Annotated in this window: 22 protein-coding genes; 17 read left to right on the top strand and 5 right to left on the bottom strand. The window is 33.5% G+C overall.

Annotated features, from left to right (window positions below):
• Positions 1–28: 28 nt before the first annotated feature.
• The 12 genes from atpA (at position 29) to CJ739_RS07125 (ending at position 10,611) form a co-directional block, all read left to right on the top strand.
• Positions 29–1,609 (top strand): F0F1 ATP synthase subunit alpha, encoded by a 1,581-nt coding sequence (atpA, locus tag CJ739_RS07180; protein WP_117173833.1) that lies wholly within the window; start codon positions 29–31, stop codon positions 1,607–1,609.
• 30 nt (positions 1,610–1,639) lie between these two features.
• Positions 1,640–1,984 carry a four helix bundle protein gene (locus tag CJ739_RS07175; RefSeq protein WP_117173831.1) on the top strand — a complete coding sequence of 115 codons (345 nt, stop codon included), beginning with the start codon at positions 1,640–1,642 and terminating at the stop codon, positions 1,982–1,984.
• 29 nt (positions 1,985–2,013) lie between these two features.
• Positions 2,014–2,874: an ATP synthase F1 subunit gamma gene (gene atpG, locus CJ739_RS07170; protein ID WP_117173829.1), complete on the top strand. Its 861-nt coding sequence runs from the start codon at positions 2,014–2,016 to the stop codon at positions 2,872–2,874.
• A 172-nt stretch (positions 2,875–3,046) separates the two neighbouring features.
• Entirely contained in the window at positions 3,047–3,526 is a 480-nt protein-coding gene (locus CJ739_RS07165) for a hypothetical protein (RefSeq protein WP_117173826.1), read from the top strand.
• 88 nt (positions 3,527–3,614) lie between these two features.
• Positions 3,615–5,075 (top strand): oligosaccharide flippase family protein, encoded by a 1,461-nt coding sequence (locus CJ739_RS07160; protein WP_117173824.1) that lies wholly within the window; start codon positions 3,615–3,617, stop codon positions 5,073–5,075.
• Position 5,076: 1 nt separating this feature from the next.
• Entirely contained in the window at positions 5,077–5,511 is a 435-nt protein-coding gene (gene dut / locus CJ739_RS07155) for a dUTP diphosphatase (RefSeq protein ID WP_117173822.1), read from the top strand.
• 34 nt (positions 5,512–5,545) lie between these two features.
• Entirely contained in the window at positions 5,546–5,860 is a 315-nt protein-coding gene (locus tag CJ739_RS07150; RefSeq protein ID WP_117173820.1) for a GIY-YIG nuclease family protein, read from the top strand.
• A 46-nt stretch (positions 5,861–5,906) separates the two neighbouring features.
• Positions 5,907–6,926: a sugar phosphate nucleotidyltransferase gene (locus CJ739_RS07145; protein WP_117173818.1), complete on the top strand. Its 1,020-nt coding sequence runs from the start codon at positions 5,907–5,909 to the stop codon at positions 6,924–6,926.
• Positions 6,927–6,954: 28 nt separating this feature from the next.
• A complete protein-coding gene (locus CJ739_RS07140; protein ID WP_117173816.1) occupies positions 6,955–7,188 on the top strand; it encodes a GIY-YIG nuclease family protein in 234 nt (77 codons plus the stop codon).
• Between the two features lie 59 nt (positions 7,189–7,247).
• Positions 7,248–8,609, top strand: a complete 1,362-nt coding sequence (locus CJ739_RS07135; protein WP_117173814.1) for a tetratricopeptide repeat protein — start codon at positions 7,248–7,250, stop codon at positions 8,607–8,609.
• Positions 8,609–9,376 (top strand): lipoprotein insertase outer membrane protein LolB1, encoded by a 768-nt coding sequence (gene lolB1, locus CJ739_RS07130; protein ID WP_117173812.1) that lies wholly within the window; start codon positions 8,609–8,611, stop codon positions 9,374–9,376. Before CJ739_RS07135 ends, lolB1 begins: the two co-directional genes overlap by 1 nt.
• Positions 9,376–10,611, top strand: coding sequence for a murein hydrolase activator EnvC family protein (locus tag CJ739_RS07125; RefSeq protein ID WP_117173810.1), 1,236 nt, complete (start codon positions 9,376–9,378; stop codon positions 10,609–10,611). The genes lolB1 and CJ739_RS07125 overlap by 1 nt, the downstream gene beginning before the upstream one ends.
• Positions 10,612–10,714: 103 nt before the next feature.
• On the opposite strand, the gene CJ739_RS07120 is transcribed toward CJ739_RS07125, so the two are convergent.
• Both CJ739_RS07120 and CJ739_RS07115 read right to left on the bottom strand, forming a co-directional pair.
• On the bottom strand, positions 10,715–11,224 hold the full coding sequence (locus CJ739_RS07120) for an acyl-CoA thioesterase (protein ID WP_117173808.1): 510 nt from the start codon (positions 11,222–11,224) through the stop codon (positions 10,715–10,717).
• Between the two features lie 231 nt (positions 11,225–11,455).
• Positions 11,456–12,403, bottom strand: a complete 948-nt coding sequence (locus CJ739_RS07115; RefSeq protein ID WP_117173806.1) for an HU domain-containing protein — start codon at positions 12,401–12,403, stop codon at positions 11,456–11,458.
• Positions 12,404–12,594: 191 nt separating this feature from the next.
• Between CJ739_RS07115 and dprA the strand changes: the two genes are divergently transcribed.
• The 4 genes from dprA to CJ739_RS07095 all read left to right on the top strand — a co-directional run bounded on the left by dprA (position 12,595) and on the right by CJ739_RS07095 (position 15,556).
• Positions 12,595–13,698, top strand: a complete 1,104-nt coding sequence (gene dprA, locus CJ739_RS07110; protein WP_117173803.1) for a DNA-processing protein DprA — start codon at positions 12,595–12,597, stop codon at positions 13,696–13,698.
• Positions 13,699–13,924: 226 nt separating this feature from the next.
• Positions 13,925–14,467 carry a DUF488 domain-containing protein gene (locus CJ739_RS07105; RefSeq protein ID WP_117173801.1) on the top strand — a complete coding sequence of 181 codons (543 nt, stop codon included), beginning with the start codon at positions 13,925–13,927 and terminating at the stop codon, positions 14,465–14,467.
• Positions 14,468–14,474: 7 nt separating this feature from the next.
• Positions 14,475–14,954: a DUF488 domain-containing protein gene (locus CJ739_RS07100; RefSeq protein WP_117173799.1), complete on the top strand. Its 480-nt coding sequence runs from the start codon at positions 14,475–14,477 to the stop codon at positions 14,952–14,954.
• Between the two features lie 2 nt (positions 14,955–14,956).
• Positions 14,957–15,556: a dual OB domain-containing protein gene (locus CJ739_RS07095; RefSeq protein ID WP_117173797.1), complete on the top strand. Its 600-nt coding sequence runs from the start codon at positions 14,957–14,959 to the stop codon at positions 15,554–15,556.
• Between the two features lie 79 nt (positions 15,557–15,635).
• Here the strand turns inward: CJ739_RS07095 and trpS are convergent, their stop codons facing one another.
• A complete protein-coding gene (gene trpS, locus CJ739_RS07090) occupies positions 15,636–16,604 on the bottom strand; it encodes a tryptophan--tRNA ligase (RefSeq protein ID WP_117173795.1) in 969 nt (322 codons plus the stop codon).
• 116 nt (positions 16,605–16,720) lie between these two features.
• Between trpS and CJ739_RS07085 the strand changes: the two genes are divergently transcribed.
• On the top strand, positions 16,721–17,458 hold the full coding sequence (locus CJ739_RS07085; RefSeq protein ID WP_117173793.1) for a lysophospholipid acyltransferase family protein: 738 nt from the start codon (positions 16,721–16,723) through the stop codon (positions 17,456–17,458).
• Positions 17,459–17,542: 84 nt separating this feature from the next.
• On the opposite strand, the gene CJ739_RS07080 is transcribed toward CJ739_RS07085, so the two are convergent.
• The gene (locus CJ739_RS07080; RefSeq protein WP_117173790.1) at positions 17,543–19,015 is read right to left on the bottom strand and encodes a hypothetical protein; all 1,473 of its coding nucleotides are present in this window, start codon (positions 19,013–19,015) and stop codon (positions 17,543–17,545) included.
• Positions 19,016–19,558, bottom strand: coding sequence for an RNA polymerase sigma factor (locus tag CJ739_RS07075; protein ID WP_117173788.1), 543 nt, complete (start codon positions 19,556–19,558; stop codon positions 19,016–19,018). It abuts the gene before it with no gap.
• Between the last annotated feature and the right edge of the window lie 10 nt (positions 19,559–19,568).

The following is a 19,568-nucleotide window of genomic DNA, read 5'->3' as shown; positions in this document are numbered from 1 at the left end:
CTGGATTCTGAATTCAAAATTAATAAAGATGGCAGAAGTAAAACCAGCTGAAATATCAGCAATCTTAAAGCAACAACTAGCAGGTTTCGAAGCAAGCGCTTCTTTAGACGAAGTTGGAACTGTATTAACTGTAGGTGATGGTATTGTACGTGCTTACGGGTTAGCTAACGCACAATATGGTGAGTTAGTAGAATTTGATGGCGGTTTAGAAGGTATCGTACTTAATCTTGAAGAAGATAACGTAGGTATCGTATTATTAGGGGTTTCTAAAGGAGTTAAAGAAGGTTCTACAGTAAAACGTACTGGTCGTATCGCTTCTGTAAATGTTGGGGAAGGTATTGTTGGACGTGTGGTAGACACATTAGGAAACCCAATTGATGGCAAAGGTCCTATTTCTGGTAAAACTTATGAAATGCCTTTAGAGCGTAAAGCACCTGGGGTTATTTTCCGTGAACCAGTTACCGAGCCATTACAAACAGGTATTAAATCTATCGATGCCATGATTCCTGTAGGCCGTGGTCAACGTGAGTTGGTTATTGGTGACCGTCAAACTGGTAAAACAGCGGTTTGTATTGATACTATCATAAATCAAAAAGAATTTTACGATGCAGGAAATCCTGTATACTGTATATATGTTGCTGTTGGTCAAAAAGCATCAACCGTAGCTTTAATTGCAAAAACGTTAGAAGAAAAAGGCGCTTTAGCTTATACTACAATAGTAGCTGCAAACGCATCAGATCCTGCAGCGATGCAAGTGTATGCACCGTTTACAGGAGCTTCTATTGGAGAGTATTTTAGAGATACGGGTCGTCCAGCATTAATCGTGTTTGATGATTTATCTAAACAAGCCGTAGCATACCGTGAGGTGTCTTTATTATTACGTCGTCCACCAGGGCGTGAGGCGTATCCTGGAGACGTTTTCTACTTACACTCGCGTTTATTAGAGCGTTCTGCAAAAGTAATTAACAATGATGAGATTGCTAAAAACATGAACGACCTTCCTGAATCGTTAAAATCGATTGTAAAAGGAGGCGGTTCGTTAACAGCATTACCAATTATTGAAACACAAGCAGGAGACGTATCAGCATATATCCCAACAAACGTAATTTCTATTACAGACGGACAGATCTTCTTAGATGGCGATTTATTTAACTCGGGTGTACGTCCAGCTATTAACGTAGGTATTTCGGTATCTCGTGTGGGTGGTAATGCTCAGATTAAATCAATGAAAAAAGTAGCAGGTACTTTAAAATTAGACCAAGCACAATTCCGTGAATTAGAAGCATTTGCTAAATTTGGATCTGATTTGGATGCGGTTACTTTAAACGTGATTGAAAAAGGAAAACGTAACGTTGAAATCTTAAAACAAGCACAAAACGATCCGTTTACAGTTGAAGATCAAGTAGCTATTATTTATGCAGGATCTAAAAACTTATTAAGAGACGTCCCTGTTGAAAAAGTAAAAGAATTTGAAAGAGATTATTTGGAATTCTTAAAAGCAAAACATGCAAATGTTTTAGCAGACTTAAAAGCAGGAAAATTAACAGATGAAGTTACAGATACATTAACCGCTGTAGCTAAGGATTTATCTGGGAAATATAGAAATTAATTTTGAATTCAGAATTCAGGATTAAGAATTATGAGTTATCATAAAAGTGGTAATGCCATAGTAGATAAAAGTTTTTATTTTGCTTGTGATATTGTCATTTATGCTGAAAAGCTCAAAGAAAAACGTTTTTTTGAAATAGCAAATCAGTTGCTAAAATCTGGCACTAGTATAGGTGCTAATGTGAGAGAATCACAAAGAGGAGTTAGTATAAAAGATTTTAAAAATAAATTAGGGATTGCTCTTAAAGAAGCAGACGAAACATCCTTTTGGTTGGACGTTATAGAAGAAACCAACATTTACGAGGTTCCTTCAAAATTAAGAGAAGATTGCGAAGTTTTGATTAGACTATTAGTTTCGATTATCAAAAATTCATAATTCATAATTCATAATTCATAATTTGAACTATGGCAAATTTAAAAGAAATACGTAACAGAATAACATCGGTGTCTTCAACGATGCAGATTACCAGTGCCATGAAAATGGTGTCGGCTGCTAAGTTAAAGAAAGCACAAGATGCTATTACAGCAATGCGCCCTTATGCAGATAAGTTAACCGAACTTTTACAAAGTTTAAGTGCCACTTTGGATGCAGATTCTGGAAGCAAGTTTTCTACACAGCGCGAGGTTAAAAAAGTTTTAATTGTGGCTGTTACTTCAAATAGAGGTTTAGCAGGAGCTTTTAATTCAAATATTATAAAAGAAGTTAACAGATTAACTTCTAAAACCTATGCCAACAAAGAGGTTTCGTATTTAGCTATTGGGAAAAAGGCAAATGATGCTTTTAAAAAGACCAATAAAGTTATTTCAAATAAAAGTGCTATTTATGATGATTTAACCTTTGATAATGTTGCTGAAATTGCAGACATGTTAATGGCTAAATTTGTTGCAGGCGAATTCGATAAAATTGAAATTGTTTACAACAAGTTTAAAAATGCAGCGACTCAAATTGTAACTACTGAACAATTTTTGCCAATTGTACCGGTTCAATCCGATACAAATGTGAATTTAGATTATATTTTTGAACCTTCAAAAGTTGAAATCGTTGAGCAGTTAATACCGAAATCATTAAAAACACAGTTGTATAAAGGCATTAGAGATTCTTTTGCTAGTGAACACGGAGCACGTATGACGGCGATGCACAAAGCAACAGATAACGCAAAAGAGTTAAGAGATCAGCTTAAATTAACTTACAATAAAGCGCGTCAAGCATCTATTACCAATGAAATTCTTGAAATTGTTGGTGGTGCGGAAGCATTGAACAATTAAATATGGAATGATGCCCTATTACTTATGGGTTTTAAATAATATCGAACCTCACTTTTAAGTGAGGTTTTTTTATGGCATTACTTTTGAAACGCTATCTTTATAATGAAGTGGTTTAAACTTTTTCGCTTCAATCGAAAAAGTTTAAACCACTTCAATACCAATATTTGTAAAGATGGGATTATTCAGAAACCTACTTTTTTTAGTTTTTATGTTTGTCATTATGGCGGTTTTTTCACATTGTGCTACAGGGAAACAACTTGAAACCAACTTACCATTTGGAATAGGTGATGTTTATTACCAAGAAAGGGTAGCAGATGTGAAAGGAGGCGGCTCCGGAGTGACTATTTTTATAACGCTTCAAGAAAACCCCAATAATATCATGCTAGACAGTGTTTATTTTCAGGGGAAAGAAGCAAAATTAGAATTTGTAAACGACACCGTTTATATGGGTCGGTTAGAATCTAAAACGGCTTTAAAAAATGATATCATAATGAGCATCGAACCGCATGCAGAATATGGTAATAAAGCTCCAAGAATACCTAACAAGCCACGTTTTGAACTTAAAGAAGACGAATGCATTGTGAGCTACAAAACATCCAATAAAGTAAAGTATTTTAAAATTGGGAAAATCAATAAAAAGGAAGCGTTATAATTTAGGGAAACCTTCCCTTAGAACCAATAATTTATCTTTGGTTTGCATTGGCTAAAAACGTATTTTTAGCAAGATAAAAAAGTAATCCTTGAGCGGACTCAAAACATTATTTAAGCAGACTTTTATTTACGGATTAGCTACGGTGCTTCCTAGAATGCTTAGCTTTATATTAGTGCCTCTCTATACTACAAAAGGGGTTTTGTCTTCGGTGGCCGAATATGGAAAAATTAATATTATTTTCTCCTATTTTGTGCTATTTAATGTGGTTTTGGCTTATGGGATGGAAACCGCTTTTTTTAGGTTTTTCAACAAGGATGAAGATAAAGATGCTGTAACAGGCACTTCTGCAATTTCTCTTATAATATCTTCCTTTCTGTTTTTTGTAATAGCCTTAATTTTTCAAAATCAAATAGCAAGTTATATTGATATTGACGTTAAATACATCAATCTTGTCATCTGGATTCTGCTATTCGATGCTTTGGTTATTATTCCTTTTGCTTGGTTAAGAGCTACACAACGTCCCATGCGATATGCGGTTATTAAAATATTTAATGTTGTTGTTAATTTAGGATTGAATTTGTTTTTCCTACTAGCGTTAAAAAAGTTGGCCATACACAATTCCTTTTTTGAAAGTATTTATAAACCAAATTTTGAAATCAGTTATATATTCATTGCAAACCTAATAGCAAGTGGGATTACGTTGCTTTTAATGGCATTGTTTTATACCAAAATAAAATATGTGTTTAATGCTGGTTTATGGAAAACCATGATGCGTTATGCGTTTCCGGTATTAATTGCAGGGGTTGCATTTTCTATTAATGAAACCTTTGACCGTATTTTATTAGATAAATTATTACCAGAAAACATTGCGGAAACCGAGATTGGAATGTATTCTGCATGCTACAAATTAGCATTATTTATGACGCTTTTTGCCACAGCTTATAGATTAGGCATTGAACCCTACTTTTTCAGTCATTCTAAAAGCGAAAACCCTCAAAACAATTATGCGAAAATCTTAAACTTTTTTGTGGCTTTTGGTTCTATCATTTTACTATCGGTTGTTGTTTTTGCAGATATTATAAAACCGATAGTCATAAGAGACGAAGCCTATTACGAAGCGATGTGGGTTGTTCCAATTATTTTGTTGGCCAATTTCTGTTTGGGAATTTATCATAATTTATCAGTTTGGTACAAAATTACGGATCGCACAAAGTTCGGAGCCTATATTTCGGTCTTTGGTGCATTGGTGACCTTGGCTTTAAATTTTTGGTTAATTCCTGTGATGAGCTATAAAGGCTCTGCTATTGCGACGCTTTCTGCCTATGGTTTGATGATGTTTTTATCCTATTATTTTGGAAGTAAATATTATCCAATTCCTTATGATTTGAAAAAAATAGCATTGTATTTATCCATTTCTATCCTGTTTTCATTCCTATCTTTTTATGTTTTTAGGGAAAATTATCTTGTTGGAATTCCATTGTTAATTGTATTTTTGACTATTGTCTATTTTTCAGAAAAAAATCAAATAAAAAAGCTTTTAAAAAAATAACATGCAAATTAAAATAATAAACAAATCGAATCATGCTTTGCCACATTATGAAACGGTGGCATCGGCAGGAATGGATTTACGAGCCAATTTATCGGAATCGAGAACACTAAAACCTTTAGAAAGAAGCGTAGTGGGTACTGGTTTATTCATAGAATTACCAATAGGTTACGAAGCACAAGTACGTCCACGTAGTGGATTAGCTGCTAAAAAAGGCATTACCGTTTTAAATGCGCCAGGAACTATTGATGCTGATTACAGAGGTGAAATAGGAGTGATTTTAGTAAACCTCTCCAACGAAGATTTTACCATAGAAAATGGCGAACGCATTGCCCAATTAGTAATTGCTAAACACGACCGTGCAGAATGGGTTGCCGTTGAAGAACTTTCGGAAACCGTTCGAGGAGAAGGTGGTTTTGGAAGTACTGGGATAAAATAATTCCTGCGAAGGCAGGAATCTCATATAAAAAAGAATGAAGCATTGGTATGTATATATCATGGCAAATAAACCAAATGGAGTTTTATATATAGGAATAACAGATAACATTGACGAGCGAGTAAAGGAACATAAATTAAAAGTATATCCTAAGTCCTTTACGGCAAAGTACAATTGTGGTATGCTTGTTTATTTCGAAGAATTTGAAAACGGCAATAAAGCTTTATTAAGAGAAAAGCAATTTAAGAAATGGAAAAGAGATTGGAAAATTAAACTCATTCAAGAAATGAATCCAAGTTGGTCTGATTTGAGCATAAATTGGAATCTAAATTTTAATAAATTAAGAGAATAAAGATAAGTCTAACCTTTAAAAGATACCTGCTTTCGCAGGCATTTATATGAAAATAATAGTACCAATGGCAGGACGTGGTTCTCGTCTACGCCCACATAGTTTAACCGTGCCAAAACCTTTAATTCCGGTGGCGGGTCAACCCATAGTGCATCGTTTAGTAAAGGACATTGCCAAAGTTTTAAAACAACCTATTGATGAAATTGCCTTTGTTTTAGGTGATCCTGCTTTTTTTGGTGACGATGTTGTTGAAAGTTTAGAGAAACTAGCAACCGATTTAGGAGCAAAAGCATCTATTTACCGTCAAGATTTACCGTTGGGAACAGGTCATGCTATTATGTGTGCAAAACCATCTTTATCAGGGCCTGCGGTAATCGCTTATGCCGATACGTTGATTAGAGCAGAATTTGATTTAGACCCAGCAGCGGATAGCGTTATTTGGACCAAACAAGTAGATAATCCAGAAGCTTACGGAGTTGTGAAATTAAATGCCAACCAAGAGATTGTTGAATTAGTTGAAAAACCTGAAAATTTTGTAAGCGACCAAGCCGTTATTGGTATTTATTACTTTAAAGATGTCGCTATTTTAAAAGAAAAACTACAACAAATTTTAGATGAGAACGTTACCAATGGAGGTGAATACCAAATTAACGATGGTATAAAACGTATGATGGCAGACGGTAAAGTATTTAAAACAGGCACCGTTGATGAGTGGATGGATTGTGGAAACAAAGCCATAACTATTGAAACCAATGCAAGAATGTTGGGCTTTTTAAAGGCTGATGGCGAAGAGCAATTAGTGGCAACTTCGGCGAAATTACATGATTCAAAAATTATCGAACCTTGTTTTATTGGCGAACATGTGGTGCTTAAAAACAGTACAGTTGGCCCTCATGTATCTATTGGAAATAACAGTGTTATTGAAAATTCAACCGTTAAAAATAGCTTAATACAAACACATACCACCATCAAAAATGCTAATTTAGACGAGGCGATGATTGGTAATCATGTAAAATATGATGGTAAGTTTACTAGTGTAAGTATTGGTGATTATTCGGTGTTGGAATAATCATGGCAAATAAACCAAATGGAGTTTTATAATAGGAATAACAGATAACATTGACGAGCGAGTAAAGGAACATAAATTAAAAGTATATCCTAAGTCCTTTACGGCAAAGTACAATTGTGGTATGCTTGTTTATTTCGAAGAATTTCAAAACGGTATTAAAGCTACTTTAAGAGAAAAACAGTTTAAAAAATGGAAAAGAGATTGGAAAATTAAGCTCATAGAAGAAATGAACCCTAGTTGGACAGATCTGAGTTTAAATTAGAACTTAAATTATAATAAATTAAGAGAATAATATTAAGATACCTGCCTGCGCAGGCATTTATGAAACAAAAAATCTACATACTCATTTTGCTCTTCGGAATACTCATTTTTCCGCAGGTGAATTATGCCCAAGTAGATTTTAATAAAAAGCCCGATGACGATCTAGGCAATGTAGAAGACAAATTTCAAGAACTTTTTTACGAAGCTTTAAAGCAAAAAGGGATTGAAAATTACGACCGATCGGTAGATGCGCTTTTAAAATGTATTGAATTAGATAATTCGGTGCCTGTTTTATATTATGAATTGGGTAAAAACTATATGAAGCTTAAAAATTTTGGTGCAGCCGAAGATGCCTTAAAAAAAGCTGTAAGTAAAGCACCCGATAACGAGTGGTTTTTAGATGCACTTTACGGATTTTACATGGAACAAAGTGAGTTTGATAAAGCCATTAAAACCGTTAAGCAATTGGTGAAATTCCACACCGATTATAAAGAGAATTTAGCGGCATTATATGTAAAAACCAAGGAGTATAAAGATGCTTTAAAAATTTTGGATGAGTTAGATGCTGAATTTGGTATTTCGGTAGAGCGAGATTTTATGCGTAACCAAATTTATGAAGCTACGGGCCGCAAAAAAGACCAGATTAAAAACTTAGAAGCACGTGTAGAAGATAATCCGGATAAAGAATCCAATTATCTGCAGCTCATCTTTCGCTATAGTGAAAACAACGAACAAGAAAAAGCGTTTGAAACGGCTAAAGAGCTGTTAAAAATCAATCCCAATTCCCAGATTGTTCATTTAGCATTATATAAGTTTTATTTGGATGATAACAATGCCGAAAAAGCAATTGAATCGATGAAAATTGTGGTTAAGAGCCCTGAAATAAAGCCAGAAGCAAAGCTTAAAGTGCTTACAGATTTTGTTCAGTTTGTTGGTAACAATCCGCAATATGAAGCCGATTTAGTAGAAGCAACAGCTTTAGTGGACAATAGTAATAGCAGCAAAACCCTTACAGAGCTTGGGCAATATTATTTAGTGAAAAGCAATAAACCGAAGGCTTTAGAGTATTTTGAATCAGCATTAAAAATTGATGGAGAAAACTTTAATGTGCTTCGAAATGTATTGTTACTTTACATAGATTTGCAAAAGTTTAATTTGGCAGAGAAAAAGAGCTATGAAGTGATTCAAAAATATCCAGCACAGCCGTTGTTTTATTTAATTAATGGAGTGGCATTAAATCAATTAAATCAACCCAAAAAGGCGGCCGATGTTTTAGAAACGGGATTGGATTTTATAATTGATGATAACAAAATGGAAATCGATTTTTATAATCAATTAAGTATATCATACAGCTTATTAAGCAATACAGCAAAAGCAAAAGCGTTTAGTGATAAAGTAAAACAATTAGAAACTTCAAATTAATGAACCTACTTAAGCACGCCGTTTTATTCCTTTTAGTTTTATTGGTATGTCAATGTAAATCTTCTAAAACTATTGATGGAGGTGAGGCAAATTTAAATTTAAACGCAAAACAACTTTTAAAAGAAAACGACAAAAAAACACCACACTTTAAAACACTACAATCTAAACTTAGAATAACCTATAGTCAAGACGGTAAAGAACAGTCTTATACTGTAAATTTTAGAGCAAAAAAAGACGAAGTGTTATGGATAAGTGCGGCGTTTTCGGTAGTAAAAGCATTAATTACTCCCGAAAAAGTGAGTTTCTATAATAAATTGGACAACACTTATTTTGAAGGTGATTATAAATATTTAAGTGATTTGTTGGGTACTGAATTGGATTTTCAAAAGGTTCAAAATTTACTATTAGGAGACGCTATTTTTAATTTAGATGCGAATACTTACGAAGTTTCGGTGACAGATGAAGCATACATTTTACAACCAAAACAACAGCGCGAACTGTTTGAGATTTTTTTTTTGTTAGACCCCGTTCTTTTCAAAATAAAATCGCAGCAAGTATCGCAACCAAAAGAATTTAGACACTTACAGATAGATTATTTATCGTATCAAGAAGTAGAAAAACAAACATTGCCCGAGCGTATAAAAGTTATTGCTGTTGAAGCCAATAATGAAACCATTATAGATTTAGAATTTAAAAACATTACTTTAAATGAAGATTTAGGTTTTCCGTATAAAATACCCTCAGGTTTTAAAGAAATAAAACTTTAATGTTACAAAATAAACAACCATTTAAAATAATATTACTGCTAAGCCTTATGTTTTGTAGTGCTTTTGTGTTTTCCCAAAGCGCAAAACAACAGGAACTTGAGGCACGTAGGCAAGAACTTCGTCTGGAGATTCAGAAAATAGCCCAATTACGCGCAGAAAACCAGAGTAAGCAAAAGTCGCAATTAACATTAATTCAAGATTTCAAACATAAAATAAGTGTGTTGGATAATTTGATTAAGGTCACCAACCAACAAGCCAATTTATTAACACGCGATATTAATTATAATCAAAGAAAAATATCGAGTTTGAGAGACGAATTAAAGGTTTTAAAGGAAGATTATGCTGCTATGATGGTGAAGTCTTATAAAAGCAAAAATCAACAAAGCAGAATCATGTTTCTGCTTTCTGCAAACGATTTTAAACAAGCCTACAAGCGTTTGCAGTATATGAAGCAATATACAGACCATCAAAAAGAACAAGGCGAAACAATTAAAGCAAAAACGGCCGAATTACAAGCCATTAATTTAGACTTGTTAAAACAACAAGAAACCAAGAAAAAACTGATTGCCGAAAATAGAGAAGTTCAAAAAACTTTAGAAGCTGAGCGTAAACAGCATGAAGAATTAATGAAGGCTATCAAGAAGAATCTGTCTGTTTATGCGGCTCAAATAAAACAAAAGCAACGAGAGGCCGATAGAATTGATGCTGAAATAGACCGAATTATTAAAGAAGCCATAGCAAAATCCAACAAAAAATCTGGAGCTACAACTACAAAAAGCTCTTCAGGGTTCGCTTTAACCCCAGAAGAAAAGGTTTTAGCTGCTAATTTTGTGGCGAACAAAGGCAAACTGCCTTGGCCAATAGAAAAAGGCTATGTAACGCTTGGTTATGGGACACAACCACATCCCATAGATCATTCATTAACCATTAAAAGTAATGGGGTAAGAATTGCTACCGAAAAAGGAGCCAAAGTACATGCCGTTTTTAATGGTGAAGTAAGTGCGGTACTTAAAATGAAAAACGTAAACCCCATTGTAATGATTCGTCATGGTGATTATTTAACCTTATATAAAAACTTATCTGAGGTTTATGTTAAAGAAGGTGATAAAGTAACTACCAAACAAGTAATTGGAGAGGTGTTTACAAATCCTTCAAATGGCGAAACCATTTTAAGTTTTTCAATTTCTAAAGGAACAGCTACCGAAAATCCAGCATCTTGGATTTTTAAAATGTGACGAAGTCTTGCTGAACTTGTTTCAGGATTTTATAAAATTCCTGCCTTTCGGCGGAGCTCAAGATAAACTTCAGCAGGAATCTTAGTATTTCAAATTTACAGAACTATTCAAACAATGCCTTTAGCTCTGTCGCTTCACTAGGTTTTATTTTTCCTGACAGCAACAAACTTAATTGTTTACGGCGTAAAGCGGCTTCAAAACGTTGTTTCTCGATGTCGGTTTCTGGCAGTACTTCAGGAACCAATACAGGCTTTCCAGTATCATTTACAGCCACAAATGTATAAATACCTTCGTTGGCTTTGGTACGCTCACCAGATTCTCTGTCTTCAATCCAAACATCAATAAATACTTCCATCGATGTTTTAAAAGCACGCGATACTTTAGCCTCCACGGTTACCACACTACCTAAAGGCACTGCTCTGCTAAAAGCGACGTGGTTTACAGATGCGGTAACAACAATACGTCTACTATGGCGTCTCGCCGCAATACTAGCAGCTCTGTCCATACGGGCCAATAGCTCGCCGCCAAAAAGGTTGTTTAAAGGGTTGGTTTCACCAGGTAAAACCATATCGGTAAGAATCGTTTTAGATTGTTCGGGTGTTTTTGCTTGCATCACAACATGTTTAATTATGTCGCAAAGGTAAAACGATTTTATAATTTAGGATGTCTTTTGGGATATAATACCATTTAAGCTTTGAAATGACCGCAATAAAACACCCTTTTTTCCTTTCTACTTCAAAATAAAATACAACCGTAGCTATGGCTATGCTTGAATTTTATTTTTCGTATAAAGAAAAAAATCATTCTTTTATTTTACAGTAATTTCAAAGATTAAATGGTATAATTATTCTACAACCAGGTCTAGATCCTTAACCAATAACCAAGCATCTTCGTTATGCGTTTTTCTTATGTCGCGCAACGCTTTTAAAGCCTCTTCAGCAGTTTTATAGCTACCATAAACAACTTCGTGTAAACCGTACTTGTTTACGCCAATAGTTCTGGCATTAAAACCTTGCTCTTTTAATTGGCTAATAATTAACTCGCAGTTATCTTCAACTCTAAAAGCACCTGCAATAACATGGTAATTGCCAGATTGCTTGGTAACATTTAAAGTAATGGCAGGAAGCGGATTTAAATTAAATGTAGCTTGTTCTATTTTAGCATCTAATTGCTGGAATGCCTCCTCTTGAGCGATTTGATTGTGCTGCTCAATTTGGTCTATATAATATTTAGACGATACCAATCCGCCTAAAGTTAAGGCTATGAATGCTACAGCAGCGTATTTAAAATATGGTTTGGCTTTGCGTTTTTCAGGAGTAATTGTTAACGGAATTACTTTTTCAATAGCTTCAACCTCTGTTTTATAAATTTCTCGAGAAACTTTTGGTGATACCAATTGAGATAAACCAAAAGAATCAGTTAAATAATTTAGTTGATAAATAGGTTCAAATAAAATTTTACCTTCGTTATTAAAGGTAATGTCACCAATATTTTTAAAGGTTATGGTTTCACCTTGTGTTAAATACGATTTTATAGCATGAACACGTTTTGCAATTTTATCAGTCGCAACTTCAAAAGGAATTTTTTCTACATCGGCTATATAATGAGCCAATAAACCATCATTCGTTTGAATCTGCTCATTAAACGACACCGTTTTTTTTGGTGGATAAAAGGTATTGGTAGCATCATCAATAGTTGCAGATGCACGTTGCGTTAAAAATGAACCAAACTCTGGTATGGTAACACACTCATATCTATAGAGTAAATCGCTTATGTAGGTTTCTAATTGCATAGAAACAAAGTTAAAAAATTATAGATATCGATAAAATATAGAACGAATTATTTATTAACAATGCCATATCAAACGGATACTTGGTTGAAGTTTAAACAAAAAATTAAATTTTATAAAGAACACAGGTATTTTTAAATCCCAATTATTGAGTAAAAATTCTTTTATTGCAGTTTCAAAATCAACACTATAGAATGACTGATAATGATTTGCTTTACACCTTAGCCTTACAACATGTACCAAATATTGGTGATATTACGGCCAAACGGCTTATTTCGCATTGCGGGACTGCAGAAGCTGTTTTAAAGGAAAAGAAACAAAATTTACTCAAAATTGATGGCATTGGAAGTGTTACTCTAAGTGATTTGAATAAAGCCAATCATTTAAAAGAAGCCGAAAAGGAAATCGATTTTATAAAAAACAACAATATAAACGTATCCTTTTTTAAAGAGGATAACTACCCCGAGAAATTAAAACATTGTATTGATGGGCCTATTATATTATTTCAAACGGGAAACATTCATTTGAAACAGCAGCGTATTATAAGTATTGTAGGGTCTAGAAAAATTACCACAAGTGGGGTTGCCTTTTGTGAAGACTTGGTAGAAAAACTAGCAATTTATAATCCAGTTATTGTTTCAGGGTTTGCTTATGGAACAGATATAACAGCACACAAAGCAGCTTTAAAGCACAATTTGCAAACCATTGGTTGCTTAGCACATGGTATGAACCAAATTTATCCAGCAGTACATAAAAAGTATATGGTTGATGTAGAGAAAAACGGTGGTTTTTTTACCGATTTTTGGAGTACTGATAATTTTGACAGAAACAATTTTTTAAAAAGAAACAGGGTTATTGCTGGTTTAAGTGAAGCAACTATTGTTATAGAATCAGCCGAAAAAGGTGGAAGCTTGGTAACCGCCGATATAGCAAATTCATATAACCGTGATGTGTTTGCGGTTCCGGGAAGAACTACCGATTTACAAAGTACAGGGTGCAATAATTTAATCAAGTATCAAAAAGCACATATGATGACTACAGCTTTGGATGTGCCTTATATTTTAAATTGGAAGTTAGAAGAAGAAAACAAACCAGCCATACAAAAACAATTATTTGTTGAGTTGGATGCTACCGAAAAAGTAATTTATAACTACCTAAAAGATAACGAAAAACAACAATTGGACATGATTGCTATTAATTGTGACCTGCCAATTTTTAAAATAGCCGGTGTGTTGCTGAATATGGAATTAAAAGGTGTTATTCGACCGTTACCGGGGAAATTATTTGAGGTTATCTAAAATTCCTGCGAAGGCAGGAATCTCATAAATTGTAATGTACTACTCTATATAATTTGAACTTTGGATAAAAGTTAAAGCTTATACTATTGATTCTTGAAAAAAATTTATCTCAAAAGTTTCTTATCCGATGTTAATGGAGCACTTTTTTATGCGACGACATAGGAAGGACGCATAATGTGTGTGGAATAGGTTTTGTTATATAAATTTTATAGCTTAACTTTGAGATATGACAGATGTAATTTATTCAATTGGGCATGGGAATAAAAGTATTGATTCATTTATTAATGAATTGAAAAAATATGATATTGAGTATTTATTAGATGTTAGAACTTCCCCAATGTCTAAATTTAATCCTCAATTTAATAGACCTCTGCTTGAAGAAGATCTAAAAAAGCATTTGATTACTTATATGTTTGCGGGAGAACAATTAGGTGGGCTACCCAAAGATCCAAGCTGTTACACAAATGGAAAAGTAGATTATTCTAAAATAAGACAAAAACCTTTTTTTCAAGACGCAATAAAAGTTTTAATTGAAGCAAATAAAGAGAACATGAAAATTGCTTTAATGTGTAGTGAGTCTAATCCTGCAGAGTGTCATAGAAGTAAATTGATAGGCCAAGAGTTATTAGAACATAATATTTCATTAAATCATATTGTATCAAATAAATTAAAAGATCAAAAAACAGTAATATATGAACTTACTAAGGGTAAGGGTCTTTCCAATTTATTTGAAGAAGAAGGCTTAACTTCTAGAAAAACATACATCTAAACATTTTATGAACTTTTATACAATTGGAGTTTATAACTTTAACGAAAAAGAATTCTTCCATAAACTAATTACTAATAAAATAGATGTATTTTGTGATATACGCCAAAGACGTGGAGTCAGAGGTTCAAAATATTCTTTTGTTAATAGTAAAAAACTTCAAAGCAAATTAAACGATTTAGGAATTAAGTATTTTCATTATCTAGATTTAGCTCCAACTACAGAAATTAGAGAGTTGCAAAAGGTAGCAGATTTAAAAAATCATGAGTTAAAAAGAGATAGAAAATCTCTAGGACAGGTATTCATCAATGAATATAAAAATCAGATTATTAATTATTTTAATTTTGCTGAATTTCTAGATGACTTAAAAAAGAACAATGCAAACAACGTTGTATTATTTTGTGTTGAAGAATCATATAATGCCTGTCATAGGTCAATAGTTGCGGAAAAATTGAGTAATGATTATAAGTTCAATATTAAAAACATCTAATATTGGAAGTACTTGTAACATCAAAAACTAGTTGGGGAAATTCTTATTGTATTGGAGGGCTAGAAATAGCAACTAATAGATTTGTTAGATTAATGACAACAATCGGTAGCTATCAACCTTTAACTGCTCCTTACCAAATTGGACAAGTATGGGATTTAGACTATCACAATAATCCAGCTGCACCACCACATATTGAAGATGTATGGATATATAGAAATAATGGTCTTATCAGAAATATACCCAACATTATTAATTACATTAGTCAAAATTGTTTAGTTTGGGATGGTGATTTTAATGTATTATTTGGAGGACTTTTAAGATGGACTGGAAATGGAAGTGGTCATATAAATAATCCAAATAATTTACCAAATAATAGTGTTGGGTTTTGGATTTGTGATAGAGATTTGACTTATGATGGAGCAAAATATTATATCTACAATAGAGGTTTCCTTCAAACAAATAAAAGATTACCTTATAAAGGCGTGTTGCCAGCAATTCCTGTAATTCCAGCGGGAACTTTGATTAGGGTTTCACTTGCAAAATGGTTTCCTAGTGAGCATGTTGAATCTAGGTGTTATCTTCAATTATCTGGTTGGTATTAAGTTAAGTAAATGAGCCCCCTTTTTTCTTAAAAATTTGTTATTTACTTTTAAGATGACAAGATTCCTGCCTGCGCAGGAATTAATACCCAACCTTTTCCCTAACACGTTTCAAAACATCATTAGCAACCAATCTAGCTTTTTCAGCACCAATAGCTAATGCGTCATCAATTTCGTTAAGATTGTTCATGTAGTAATTATAGCGTTCGCGTTGGGTTTTAAATGTTTCAACAATTAATTCAAATAAGGCTTGTTTGGCATGCCCATAACCATAATTACCATTTTCATAATTGGCTTTCATGGTTTTAATTTGTTCTTCGTTTGCCAACAAACTATAAATAGCAAAACAGTTACAGGTACTCCAGTCTTTAGGTTCTTCAAGCGGTGTGCTATCGGTTTGAATGGTCATTATCTGTTTGCGTAGTTTTTTATCGTCTAAAAAAATGTTGATGGTGTTGTCTCTACTTTTACTCATTTTTTCGCCATCGGTACCTGGAATAAGCATGATGTTTTCCTCCACTTTTCCTTCGGGCAAAACAAAAACGTCTCCCATTTTCGCATGAAAACGAGACGCTACATCGCGGGTCATTTCAATATGTTGCAATTGGTCTTTCCCCACAGGAATTATTTCGGCATCATACAATAAAATATCGGCAGCCATAAGCATGGGATAGAAAAATAAACCTGCGTTTACATCTTCCAATCTATCAGCTTTATCTTTAAAACTATGCGCTAATGTTAAGCGTTGGTAAGGGAAAAAGCAGCTTAAATACCAGGACAACTCAGTAACTTGCGGAATATCACTTTGTCTATAAAACACCGTTTTTTCAATATCCAATCCAAACGCCAACCACGTAGCCGCTACCGAGTAGGTGTTTTGTTTTAGTGTTTCGGCATATTTAATTTGGGTTAAGGTATGTAAATTGGCAATAAATAAAAACGATTCGTTTTCAGGGCTGTTTGCCATTTTTATTGCGGGCATCAATGCGCCTAAAATATTTCCTAAATGTGGTGTTCCCGTACTTTGTATGCCTGTAAGTATTCTTGCCATATTTTCATTCCCACGAAAGTGGGAATCTCATTAAAGTTAATATCAAGTTTTCTTTGTCGAGCAAAGGTAATTTTTTTAATAGAATTGCTCAATACAATTATGTATTTTTGGGTTCGATGAAGTTTTTTAAATATCTATTCTGGATTTTATACCGCATTTGGTTCTACATACTTGTAGCAATGCCAATACTTATTATGTTTCCCATACTTTTAATTTCCATTTTAAAGGAATCGTGGTATCCATTCTTTTTTAAATTGGCTCGTATTTGGGCTAAAATAATTTTAATTGGTATGGGCTTTAATTGGAAGATTGAAAGTGAGCAAACGCCCGAAAAAAGTAAAAGCTATATGTTTATTGCCAATCATACTTCTATGACAGACATTATGCTTATGTTGGTTTCGGTGAAAAACCCGTTTGTTTTTGTTGGAAAAAAAGAGCTGACTAAAATTCCGTTATTTGGATTTTTCTATAAGCGTACCTGTATTTTGGTTGATAGAAGTTCCGAAAAAAGCAGAAAAGCCGTTTTTTTAAGAGCACAGAAACGATTGAAAACAGGGGTAAGTATTTGTATTTTTCCCGAAGGCGGTGTGCCAGAAGAACATATTGTGTTAGACGAATTTAAAGATGGTGCTTTTCGGCTGGCCATTAACCATCATATTCCTATTGTACCAATAACTTTTGCAGATAACAAAAAGCGACTTTCCTATACCTTTTTTAGCGGAAGTCCTGGGATAATGCGTGTAAAAATCCATGATTTTTTATTGACCGATAATTTAAAGGTTGAAGACACCAAAGCTTTAAATAAAAAGGCCTGGAACATTATTTTCAAACAATTACAAACCTTCAATGAATAAAAAAAACTGCTCTGGGGGGAGCAGTCTTTTTCGATATTAATTTCCGAGCTTAATGAAAATCAATACCCAGATCTAACCAAAAACCTAGAATTTAATGGTGAATCCGGTATAAACACCTATAAAAAACGGTGTAAAATTACCAGAAGTATTATTAAACGTATTAATTTGATATTTAAACATAGGCTCTAAATTCAAATCTATTTTTTTAGAGACCTGATAGTTAAAGCCAACACCAAAATTAGCACTATAGCTTACTTTATTTATATTGTTTGCTTCTCCCAAAAAGGTTCTTGTACCACCTTCGGCTTCAGAAAATATTTTATTATCACTTAAAAAGAACGAACTAAAGCCGCCAATAACATTAACACCCAATTTATTGCTAACAAGGGCGTACTGAATTTCTAAAGGCACCTCAATATAGCCTAAAGCTTGATTGATAGAGGTGTTTGTTGTTGCAAAAGCTTCGGGTTTTGCATTTAAAGTTTCACCACTAATTACCGAAACATTATCGGAGGCGTTACTTGTGCTCACATTAACATTTTGTAGGTCACGCGTACTGGAACTTACTCCCAACGATTGATAAACAATTACATTGTTGGTATTATAACCCAAGTTCACTTTGTTGATACCCGAACGTATCTTTATTTTATCGTTAACAACATAACTAGCACTAATACCATAACTCATATTAACTTCCCCTGTTTTAGAGTTGTTGTTAAATTGTGGGTCTATGGACGAACCTTCGCCCAAACTATTAAAATAAATAGGCGCTGCATTTGGAGTAATACGCCATTTGTTTTTGTTTTTCTCATTTTCAACAACATCTTTATTGCTGTCTAAGGCTTCTTCTATGGTCAATGAATTTTTTTCCTTGTTTTCAGCCTTTGCAATAGCAGTGCTGTCTTTTGAAGCATTATTAATTAATTCTTTGGCTTTTTCGGTGTTGATTAGTGATTCTCTGTTTTTCGGTGTTTCGTTTTTATTTTCAGAATTATTAGTAACAGCGGTATTTGTTGATTTATTTTTTTCTTCGGAATTTGAAGCAAAAGCATGATTGTTTGAGGTTGTTATACTGTTTTTTATATTCGATTTTTTATTTGAGGCTATATCAGATTGATGCGTGCTTTTATTTTTATTGGTTGAAGAAGAAGTATTTGCTATGGATGGTTCTTGAGATTCTTTAGTTGTATTTGATGCAACTTTAGTGTTATTTTGAGAATCATTTTCTAAACTGTTTTGTACGGGATTATCATTTTCAACAGCAATTTTAGTGTCATTTGAAGGGTTTGAGCTTCGTGTCTGAGCATCTTCAGTGTCAACCACTTTAATTGGGTTGGTGTTTTCTTTATTGAAAAAATAAGTGCCACCAACAGTTAATAGCAATGCTAATAGCGCTGCAACACCTGCGTATTGCCACCATATGGGTATGATACGGCGCTTTTTCTTGTCTTGGTTAAGTTCTGCTTCAATGTTTTTCCAAACGGCATTGCTAGGAGTCGCTTCAAAATCTTTAAAGTGTTCTTGAAATAACCTGTCTATGTGTTTTTTATCACTCATCTATAATGATTGTAAACTTTGTGTTGATTTGTAATCTTCAATAGTCTGTTTCAAAATTTGTCTAGCACGTGCTAAATTGGATTTTGAAGTGCCAATGTTTATATCTAGCATATCTGCTATGTCTTTATGAGAATAACCATCCAGCACATATAGGTTAAAAACCAATCGATACCTATCTGGTAATTCTTGAATGATTCGTAAAAGATAGTCGATAGAGATAGACTCCTCATCAACGTCTAATTCAACTTCATCAATGACATTTTCATTTATAATATCAAAAACCTTTTCGCTTCTATACTTTTGTAATACGGTATTTATGGTAACCCGCTTTAACCAGCCCTCAAAAGAGCCTTTGTTTTTATACTGATCAATTTTTTTGAAAATTGTTATAAACGCGTCTTGCAGATTATCTTCTGCTTCGGCATAATTACGCGAATACTTTAAACACACAGAGAAAAGTTTGCTCGAAAAGAGTTTATACAATTCACTTTGCGCTTTAGTATTATTTATTTTGCAACTTTCTATGAGTTGATCTAAACTCAAAATTAAACAC

The sequence above is a fragment of the Mariniflexile sp. TRM1-10 genome (genome assembly GCF_003425985.1).
Lineage (GTDB): Bacteria > Bacteroidota > Bacteroidia > Flavobacteriales > Flavobacteriaceae > Mariniflexile.
This window is presented reverse-complemented; position numbering and strand designations above follow the sequence as displayed.